The organism is Gardnerella vaginalis (genome assembly GCF_001546485.1).
GTDB lineage: Bacteria > Actinomycetota > Actinomycetes > Actinomycetales > Bifidobacteriaceae > Bifidobacterium > Bifidobacterium vaginale_D.
The window spans coordinates 6458-10842 of sequence record NZ_KQ956872.1 but is presented as its reverse complement, the minus strand read 5'-3'; the positions used below and the strand labels follow the sequence as shown (position 1 = coordinate 10842).

Below are 4385 nucleotides of genomic sequence, written 5' to 3'. Positions count from 1 at the left end.
CGCCTAAAGGAATAGCTCACATTCGATATGCCGCGAGCCCTACTGCCGTAAGGGGTGTGAGCTGATTTTTTACACAGTTTTGTCCGGGTGTTGAATGTGCAGCAGACAGATTCGATTACCACAAAACGCTTGTATTGCAAGGCCTAAGACATGATTTCTTACACACTTTTGGCCTATAACCCCTTTTGTTTGAAACGTACGTTTTTTCTGGACGATAAGACGTAATAGAATGAAAGATAGTAACAATAATGATGTATACCATATAGCGAAGGAGCACGAGTGGAAAAGAATAAAGTAGCTGCAGCAATTATTTTGGCGGCTGGCGAAGGAACGCGTATGCGTTCGGCGACACCAAAGGTTCTTCATATGTTCGCTGGAAAAACTTTTCTTAACCGTGTTATGGACGCTATGATTGGTGTGAATCCTGGAAAGCTTGCTGTAGTTGTGCATGCGCAGGCTCAGCGTGTAACGGAAGCTGCCATTAGTTACAACAATAGTGTTCTTATTGTCAATCAGGATGAAAAACCTGGCACTGGCCGCGCAGTGCAATGTGCTATTAAAGATCTTAACGAAATCGCTCACAACGAAACTGGTGAACCAGTACAAGGTGCTGTGCTGATTGCTGCAAGCGATATGCCATTACTAGATACGCAAACTTTACAATCTTTAGTTGATTTCCATAACAATCATGGCAATGTGGCAACTGTTCTTACAGCAGTATTAGACGATGCTACTGGCTACGGCCGTATTGTTCGTGAAGCTAATGGTGACGTGTTACGTATTGTTGAACATAAGGATGCAAATGCTGGAGAACTTGCGATTCACGAAGTAAATACTTCCGTATACGTGTTTGACGCTGCGGTGCTTTGTGATGCTATCGCAAATCTGAATGCTCAAAATGCTCAAGGTGAATTCTATTTAACGGATGCATTAGAACATGCTCGCAAGTTTGGTCATGTTGGTGCAATGTCTGCTGCAGATCCATTAAGTGTAGAAGGTGTCAATACGCGAGTGCAATTGGCTGCGCTCGCGAAAGCGCATAATAAGCGCGTTTGCGAAAAGTGGATGCTTGAAGGTGTGACGATTCTTGATCCAGATACGACTTGGATTGAAGATGATGTAACGCTTGCTCAAGATGTTACTGTGCTTCCAGGTTGTTTCCTTCAAGGTCATACTACGGTTGCAAGTGGTGCTGTAGTTGGTCCTTATACGACGCTTATTGATGCGCAAATTGATGAGAATGCTGTGGTAGAACGTTCTCGCGTGCAGGAATCGCATATTGGTAAGGCTGCTAACATTGGTCCGTGGACATATTTGCGTCCAGGCAACGTTTTTGGTGAAGAAACGAAAGCTGGTGCTTTCGTGGAAATGAAGAAAGCGCATATTGGCAATGGTACGAAAGTGCCGCACTTAAGTTATATTGGCGATGCTGACTTGGGTGAGCATACGAATATTGGTGGTGGCACGATTACAGCAAATTACGATGGCGTGCATAAAAATCATACAACGATTGGTTCGGGTGCTCACGTTGGTGCAGGTAATCTGTTTGTGGCTCCAGTTACTGTGGGAGATGGAGTTACTACGGGTGCAGGTTCTGTAGTGCGTCACGATGTTCCGTCGGATTCTATGGTGTATTCGGAAAATACTCAGCATGTAGTAGAAGGCTGGAAGCCGGCTTGGGAACGCTAATAAAACACTTGATAGTTAAGGAGTACTAACATTATGACAGCTTTAGAAAGCTCAATTAATGCGGTTCGTATTGCTGCCGCTGCCGCAGATAGGTTAAAAGCTACGAATGCACAGGCTTTTGATGTGAGTAGTTTGCTTGGTATTACGGATGCTATGTTAGTTGTTTCTGCTTCTAATGAGCGTCAAGTATTGGCTGTTGCTGAAGAAATTGAAAAAGATTTGTTCCTGAAAGATAATAAGCGTAAGGCTTTGTCTCGAGAGGGCTTGGAATTAGCTCAGTGGATTCTGCTTGATTTCGGTGATTTCGTGGTTCATGTGATGCATGAGGAAGCACGTGCGTTCTATCGTTTAGAGCGCCTGTGGAACGATTGCCCTGCTATCGATTTGCAACTTCCGGAACATATGAGCGAAACTGAAAATGCTAGCGAGATTCAAGACGCTAGCGAAACTGAGAAGTAAGAAGAAAGTACGGTACAAACCATGGTTGATTTCGTAGAAAATGTTGCGGGTAACGTCAATAATTCCATTAATAGTGCGCACGAAGGAATTGCTCGCTCTGTTATGCTTATTCGCCACGGTCAAACTCCGTATAATGCACAGTTCCGTTTGCAAGGCATGATTGATATTGCTTTGGATGATTCTGGAATGGATCAGGTGACTCGTTCTGGTAAAGCTTTGCGTGTGCTTTTTGGCGCTTCCGACTTGGAAGATTCAAAGGATCCGAATAGTGCTGAGCATGTGCGCATTACGCCGGAAGAAGCGGACGCTAGTTTTGTGGCGATTGTTTCTCCGCTTATTCGCGCGCAGCAAACAGCTCACGCTTTTGCGGATAAGATTGGGCTTCATGTGCATGTTGAAAATGGCGTGCGCGAGCGCTTTTTTGGTGAGTGGGAAGGATTGAACCGCCAGCAGATTAGCGAACAATGGCCGGAAGATTTTAACGCTTGGGTAAAAGGCGAGGGTGGAGAACTTCGTCACGGTGCAGAAACGAAACAAGAAGTTGGCGAGCGTGCAGCTGCGACTGTTGAAGAGTGGACGCGCAAAACCGGTTCTGACCGCGATTTACTAGTGTTTTCTCACGGTTCTTGCCTTTCTCAAACTGTTCATAAGCTGCTTGGATTAGACAAGGTAGATCCTTCTTATAAGACGATTGGCGGAATGGGAAATGGTCGTTGGGCGCGCTTAATTCCAAGCCTTAACGCGGACGGCTCGATTCATTGGCGTTTGGATGCTTACGATCAAGGTCCTGCAGCTGATCCTACGAGCCAACGTCTTATTCGCATTTGGGGAGCTGCGTAATTTTCTATTTTTCCCACTTATTTGCCGCTTAAAACCCGAAAACTACCGTTTAGCGATTTTGTAAAGACAGACTATTTACAGTGCCGTATAGTCAAAATTACAAAACAAAAAGCTAGCAAATGCTAAGAAAACTTAGCAAAAGCTAGCAAACGCTAACGGTAGTATACGGAAGGGAGGCTTGATGAAAGTAACAATTGCTATTGTGCCGCCAGAAGAAGAGCAGTCTGTTCAGTTGTCGGTTCACAATATTGACGATAATCTTAAACGCATTATTTCGCAATTGCAGGGCATTGATTCTAAAACTGCAGAAGTAAGCAGCGCTGAAAATAATCCTGCGAATGCTGAAAATAATCCTGCGAATACGGCAAATAGCAACAATAATTCGTTTATATATGGTTATATTAACGATTCGATTATTGTGATGCACGAGCCAGATGTGATTATGATTTGCGTAGAAAATTCGCGCGTAATCATTCACAGTGATAAAGGCGAGTGCGTATCTTACAAGCGCCTCATGGATTTTGACAATCCGCAATTTGCGTCTTTTGTGCGCATATCTAAATCCGCAATCGTGAACTTGAATCGCATTGTTCGAGTTGATCCAGGATTCGGCGGAAGTATGAGCGTAAAAATGGACGACGGAAGCGTTGAGTGGATTAGTCGCAGATGCTTAGCAGGATTCAAAAAGCGCTTAGGAATGTAGTTTTAAGCGTATTTTTTTAATACTAATTTTTTAATACTTAAAAAGGAAATGATTATTATGGAAAAGCAAGTTACAACTTTAGGTAAAACAATGGTAAAAAATATTGTTAAAGGCATTGGCATAGGGTGCACTATTTTTACTGCAATCAGTTTTGTGTCGAGCTTGTTAGCGCATAGCGCGGTTGGAAACAGAATTGCAGCTTATGCTGTAGCAACATTTGTTATAGGCATAGGCTATGGAGTATTTGCTATTTTTTGGTCGAATGAGCGTATGTCAAACCTTGCAAAATTCGTTTTTGCGTTAGTGCCGCCAATTGCTATTCAATTTATTGTATCGGTGATTGTTGGATGGATTTCATTCAAAGATGAACCATTAGTGGTTTGCGGGTGGATTGTGTTCACTGTTATTTTCCCGATTGCTATTGCTGCAGTAATGTATTACTTCGAGAAGAAGAAAGCGGAAGAAATGAACGCTAGATTGCAAGCATTGCGTAAAGAAACGAAGTAAATTAGCGACAACTAAATAATCAAATAAAATAATCAAATAAAAAAATTGAGTGGTGTTCATCTTCGCCGTTGAGGACGAACGCCACTCGATATTGTATGCTGCTTGCTTGAAACGTAGTAATTCGGCGTTTTGCGCGACGACCTGCTTTCGCGCTCATTCCTCACGGCATAGCCGTTCGGCTGATTTG

5 protein-coding genes are annotated in these 4385 nt (G+C 43.3%); all 5 read left to right on the top strand.

Features of this window, described 5'->3' with window-relative positions:
* The first annotated feature begins 279 nt into the window (after positions 1–279).
* The gene (gene glmU / locus HMPREF3208_RS05510; protein ID WP_016637674.1) at positions 280–1689 is read left to right on the top strand and encodes a bifunctional UDP-N-acetylglucosamine diphosphorylase/glucosamine-1-phosphate N-acetyltransferase GlmU; all 1410 of its coding nucleotides are present in this window, start codon (positions 280–282) and stop codon (positions 1687–1689) included.
* Positions 1690–1722: 33 nt separating this feature from the next.
* Positions 1723–2148, top strand: coding sequence for a ribosome silencing factor (gene rsfS / locus HMPREF3208_RS05505; RefSeq protein WP_064347615.1), 426 nt, complete (start codon positions 1723–1725; stop codon positions 2146–2148).
* 21 nt (positions 2149–2169) lie between these two features.
* Entirely contained in the window at positions 2170–2988 is an 819-nt protein-coding gene (locus HMPREF3208_RS05500) for a histidine phosphatase family protein (RefSeq protein WP_064347612.1), read from the top strand.
* A 181-nt stretch (positions 2989–3169) separates the two neighbouring features.
* A complete protein-coding gene (locus tag HMPREF3208_RS05495) occupies positions 3170–3691 on the top strand; it encodes a LytTR family DNA-binding domain-containing protein (protein ID WP_064347610.1) in 522 nt (173 codons plus the stop codon).
* Between the two features lie 57 nt (positions 3692–3748).
* On the top strand, positions 3749–4198 hold the full coding sequence (locus tag HMPREF3208_RS05490) for a DUF3021 family protein (RefSeq protein WP_032814495.1): 450 nt from the start codon (positions 3749–3751) through the stop codon (positions 4196–4198).
* Positions 4199–4385: the final 187 nt, after the last annotated feature.

Excerpts from the sequence above, each read along its gene's own strand:
- rsfS (WP_064347615.1), top strand. The coding sequence starts at position 1,723 with ATGACAGCTTTAGAAAGCTCAATTAATGCGGTTCGTATTGCTGCCGCT.
- HMPREF3208_RS05500 (WP_064347612.1), top strand. The coding sequence starts at position 2,170 with ATGGTTGATTTCGTAGAAAATGTTGCGGGTAACGTCAATAATTCCATT.
- HMPREF3208_RS05495 (WP_064347610.1), top strand. The coding sequence starts at position 3,170 with ATGAAAGTAACAATTGCTATTGTGCCGCCAGAAGAAGAGCAGTCTGTT.
- HMPREF3208_RS05490 (WP_032814495.1), top strand. The coding sequence starts at position 3,749 with ATGGAAAAGCAAGTTACAACTTTAGGTAAAACAATGGTAAAAAATATT.